We start from the raw sequence: 5,090 nt of genomic DNA, 5'->3' as shown, positions 1-5,090 counted from the left end.
CGCGCTGTCCCGCAAGCAGCCTGCCCACATCCGCAGCAAAGCCGCCGGCGCGCTGGTTGCGGGCCTGCAGCGCTACCCCGATGCTCTTGCCAGTCTGGTGATCAGCCACAGCGCGGCGAAGTCCATGCTTGCCGTCGGGCCCTTGCTCGCGGCTGCCGCAATTGCTCTGGTGTCATGGGAGGCAGCGCTCACGCTGTTTCTCGCGATGCCGGTCATGATCGTCTTCTTTGCGCTGCTCGGCGGCGTCATCCGCAACCGAGCCGAGGCGCAGGAGAAGGCGTTCGGCCGGCTCGCGGCACAGTTTTCCGACCGCATCCGGACGTTGCCGACCATCCTCGCCAACCACGCCCTGCAGGAGGAGCACGGCAAGATCGAAGGGCGGATGACGCTCTATGCCGACAGCACGATGGGCGTTCTCAAGGTCGCATTCCTCAACGCCGGTATCATCGACTTCTTCTCCGCGTTGGCCATTGCCGTGCTCGCGGTGTTGCTCGGCCTCGGCCATCTCGGACTCGCCCACGTTCCCGGCTTTTCCGGCCTGGCGCTGTGGCAAAGCCTGTTCATTCTCGTCATCGCCGCGGAGTTTTTCACGCCGTTCCGACGCTATGCCGAACAGTACCATCTCAAGGCTGAAGGTCAGGCCGCCGCGAAGGAGCTGGACTGGTACCTCGCCGAATCCGACGCGCCGGAGCGCCAGCCTTTTGCGATTAGCGGGACTTTCGACGCGGCCTCGCTCCCACCGGTTGGCCTGGTCGTGATTTCGGGACCGAGCGGTGCCGGGAAATCGACCCTGCTGCGCATGCTTGCCGGAATCGAAACGGCATCCTTCGATATCAGGTCACTGCCCGAGCAGCTGGCGAAAGGATGCGACTGGATCGCCACGGACATTTATGTCCCGGCCGGCACGCTGGGCGACGCGATCGCCTGGAATCGCGGCAGCCGAGACGAGGCCGCGCTGCGAGAGGCGGCGGCCCACGTCAGACTGCTCGACGAGCGGCTGCTGCCCGGCGGACTCGATGCCCGTATTGCCGAGGGTGGCGAGAATCTGTCCGGCGGACAACGCATGCGGATCGGCGTTGCCCGCATCCTGCTCTCCGATGCTGCGGTCATCGCCGATGAGCCGACGGCCAAGCTTGATCCGCAAACCGCGACGCTGGTCCGACAGGTCCTGACGGAGGTGGCGGCACGGCGCCTGGTCGTCGTCGCCACCCACGACGAGCGGCTGATCGAACACGCGAACCGGCACTACGTTCTGCAGCCCCAAACCGAGCAGGCGGTCGCCGCATGAGCCTTGGATCAATCACGCCTGCAACCCCGAGGGTCTCGCCCATCACGCGCGCCAAATTGCCGTCCGCGCCCTCAGCCAAGTCGGTGGCCGTGGCCAAGTCACCGTGGCGGATGGCCATCGTGCTCGCCGTCGCGGCTTCGGCCTCCGGGATTCTGCTCACCGGCGTGTCCGCCTGGTTCCTTGGCGCGGTGGCGCTGGCGGGCCTCGGACCGGCCGCACTGGCCTTCAATTTTCACACACCGGCCGCCCTGGTGCGGCTGTTCGCACTGAGCAAGACGCTCGGCAAATATGGCGAACGGGTGGTTGGGCATCGCGCCGCCCTGCTCGACCAGGTCAGGCGCCGCGCGCGGCTGTTCCTGGCGATGGCGCACGCTCCGGCTATTCGCGCTGCCGGCTGGCAGCTCGGGAACCAGGACCGCCTGGCCGACTATATGGAGGATGTCGAAGACGTTGACTACGCGCGCCTGCGGGTCGGGATGCCGCTCGGCGTTCTCTTGACCGGCACATCGCTGCTTGCCGGTGCGACGGCATGGCTCGCGCCTCTGGCACTTTTGCCGATCGCGCTACTGTCGGTCGCGCTGGTGGCAACGCTGCGCCACCTGCTGCCGATGCTGCAACAGCAATGGACCACGGTGCGAACCTCGCAGAGGGCCGCGGGTCGTTTACTGGGCGCCGCGCTGGCCTCGGTCGTCCCGCTCCAGGCCGAGCGCGCCTTCCCGGACATTCTCGCCCTCGCCTTCGGTCATTTCAGCGAAGCGGAAGCTGGCCGACTTGCACAGCGGCGCGCTCTCGCCGCACTCGATATGCTTGCCGGCCTCGCCGGCCCCGTCGCGGCGCTCAGCGTCCTGGTCGCGGCCTGGTATGCGGGAAGCCGTGGTAGCGCGCTTCTCACCCCGGCCTTTGTCGGGTTCGCGTGGCTCGCGCTTGGCGAGACCGCCCATAGCGTCTCGCGGATTGCCGTCGGCGGGGTGCGAGAGCGTGCCGCCCGCGACGGACTGAAGGGTTGGTCCAAGGACTGGTCGGAGGATAACGGATCGACAGCCGCCGCGAGACCGGCACCGTCGCGCGCCGCCTTGCAGGCTCTGGTGCTCGCGGGCGTGCCGCGACAGGCACCCGATGGCCGCCGGCTTGGCGAAGCCATCAACCTGACCTGCCGCGCCGGACATCCCACCGCACTTGTCGGCGCGAGCGGCGCCGGCAAGACGACCCTGCTCAAGCAAATCGCCGGCTGGATCGGCGCCGAACACGACGGTCAGTTCATCGGCGATGGCGTGGTGATGCTCGGCGCCTACCGCCGCGCCCTGTCGCAGCTCTGCCTGCACGATGCCGCGGTTCTCTCCGATACGGTTCGGGCTAATCTGTTTGCGCCCGCCGCATCGGAAGCGGGGTGCTGGATGGCGCTTGCCGCAGTGGAGCTCGACGGCCGCATCAGGGATGCGGGCGGGCTCGACGCCTGGATCAGCCAGGACATGCTGTCGCTCGGTGAAGCACAGCGACTCAATCTGGCGCGGACACTGCTCAGCGATGCTCCGCTCGTCTTGTTCGACGAGCCCGTCGAACATCTCGATGTCGAGCAGGCGTCGCGGATCCTGACGCGGGTGCTCGCGCAACTGGCGGACCGAATCGTCGTTTATTCGAGCCACACCGAGCGCCCCGCGCCCGGCGCAGTCAGCATCCAGCTTGGCTCCGGGCGCGCCATGACCGGATGAACGGGACTTCGCCGTCGTGGACTCCCCCTATCAAAAAGCCGGCGGCCTCGCGACGCGCCGGCTTCCAGATTGACAGATTGGGTCGGCTAGACCTTGACCAGCGGCCCCTTCGAGGCCGGGCCCTTTGAGCCGCCGCCACCACCACCGCCGCTCGGCTTCGACTTGCGCTTGCGCGCGATCGGTAGCTTTTCCGGCTTCGGCGTGACCGGTCCCTCGACGTATTCGAAGCCGATCTTCTCCTTGTCGGCTTCCACGCTCGCCTCGTCCTTCACCAGAACGACGCGGACATGGCCGCCGCCCTTGAGCGTACCGAACAAGACCTCGTCGGCCAGTGGCTTCTTGATGTGCTCCTGGATCACGCGGGCCATCGGTCGCGCGCCCATCTGCTCGTCGTAGCCATGCTGAATCAGCCAGTTCTTCGCAGGCTCCGACAACTCGATCGTGACGTCGCGATCGGCCAGTTGGGCCTCCAGCTGCAGCACGAACTTCTCGACCACCATGCCGATCACGTCGGCATTGAGATGCGCGAACGAGACGATGGCATCAAGCCGGTTGCGGAATTCCGGCGCGAACTGCCGGTTGATCGCCTCGTGATCGTCGCCTTCCCGCTTGTTGCGGGTGAAGCCGAAGGCCTGCCGGGCCAGATCGGCGGCGCCCGCATTGGTGGTCATGATCAGGATGACGTTGCGGAAGTTGACCTGCTTGACATTGTGGTCGGTCAGCCGGCCATGGTCCATGATCTGCAGCAGCACGTTGTAGAGATCGGGATGCGCCTTCTCGATTTCATCGAGCAGGACGACGCAATGCGGATGCTGATCGACGCCGTCGGTCAGCAAGCCGCCCTGATCGAAGCCGACATAGCCTGGAGGCGCACCGATCAGACGCGACACGGTATGCCGCTCCATATATTCGGACATGTCGAAGCGCAGCAATTCCACGCCGAGCGAGGCGGCCAGCTGTTTTGCCACTTCGGTCTTGCCGACGCCGGTGGGCCCCGAGAACAGGTAGCAGCCGATCGGCTTTTCCGGTTCGCGAAGGCCCGCGCGCGCCAACTTGATCGAAGCCGACAACGATTCGATCGCCTTGTCCTGGCCGAACACCACGCGCTTCAGGGTCTGCTCGAGGTGCTTCAGCACCTCGGCATCATCCTTCGACACGCTCTTCGGCGGAATCCGCGCCATCGTCGCGATGGTGGTCTCGATCTCCTTGAGGCCGATCGTCTTCTTGCGCTTGTTCTCGGCGACCAGCATCTGCGCCGCGCCGGACTCGTCGATCACGTCGATCGCCTTGTCGGGCAGCTTGCGGTCGTGGATATAACGCGACGACAGTTCCACCGCGGCCTCGATGGCCTCGTTGGTGTACTTCAACCGGTGGTAATCCTCGAAATAGGGCTTCAGGCCCTTCAGGATCGCGATCGCGTCCTCAACCGTCGGCTCGTTGATGTCGATCTTCTGGAACCGACGCACCAGCGCGCGGTCCTTTTCGAAGTGCTGGCGGTATTCCTTGTAGGTCGTCGAGCCCATGCAGCGAATGGTGCCCGACGCCAGCGCCGGCTTCAGCAGATTGGAGGCATCCATCGCCCCTCCGGAAGTGGCGCCCGCGCCGATCACGGTGTGGATCTCGTCGATGAACAGGATCGCGTTCGGATGCGGCTCCAATTCCTTCAACACCTGCTTCAACCGCTCCTCGAAATCACCGCGATAGCGGGTGCCGGCAAGCAGCGTGCCCATGTCGAGCGAGAACACGGTCGCGGCAGCCAACACTTCCGGCACCTCGCTGTCGACGATCCGTTTTGCGAGTCCCTCCGCGATCGCGGTCTTGCCGACGCCGGCCTCGCCGACGAACAATGGATTGTTCTTCTGCCGGCGGCACAGCACCTGGATGGCGCGGTTGATCTCGGAATTGCGACCGATAACCGGATCAATCTTGCCGTCGCGTGCCTTCTTGTTGAGGTTGACGCAATAGGTTTCCAGTGCCTCGCCCTTTTTCTTGGAATCCTCGTTGCCCTTGGTCTCGGTTTCCTCGTCGACGCCGCGCACCGGGCGGGCCTCGGAAACGCCGGGACGCTTGGCAATGCCATGGCTGATGTAATT

Annotated in this window: 3 protein-coding genes; 2 read left to right on the top strand and 1 reads right to left on the bottom strand. The window is 65.5% G+C overall.

Annotation, left to right across the window (positions count from 1 at the left end; genetic code table 11):
* Both WCB02_RS29160 and WCB02_RS29155 read left to right on the top strand, forming a co-directional pair.
* On the top strand, nt 1–1,288 hold a 1,288-nt coding region (locus WCB02_RS29160; protein ID WP_423963260.1), incomplete at its 5' end, for an ATP-binding cassette domain-containing protein.
* Complete coding sequence (locus WCB02_RS29155) at nt 1,285–2,997, top strand: ATP-binding cassette domain-containing protein (RefSeq protein ID WP_423963258.1); 1,713 nt, start codon at nt 1,285–1,287, stop codon at nt 2,995–2,997. The genes WCB02_RS29160 and WCB02_RS29155, both read left to right, overlap by 4 nt.
* 86 nt (nt 2,998–3,083) lie before the next feature.
* Here WCB02_RS29155 and WCB02_RS29150 read toward each other — a convergent pair.
* A partial coding sequence (locus tag WCB02_RS29150) for an AAA family ATPase (protein ID WP_423963256.1) occupies nt 3,084–5,090 on the bottom strand: 2,007 nt, incomplete at its 5' end.

It is taken from the genome of Bradyrhizobium sp., from assembly GCF_049581145.1.
Classification (GTDB): domain Bacteria; phylum Pseudomonadota; class Alphaproteobacteria; order Rhizobiales; family Xanthobacteraceae; genus Bradyrhizobium.
The sequence above is the reverse complement of the archived record's forward strand: the minus strand, read 5'-3'. Positions and strand labels throughout refer to the sequence as shown.

What these genes read in the sequence shown, in the direction of transcription:
- WCB02_RS29155 (WP_423963258.1), top strand. Translation starts at nt 1,285, where the DNA reads ATGAGCCTTGGATCAATCACGCCTGCAACCCCGAGGGTCTCGCCCATC.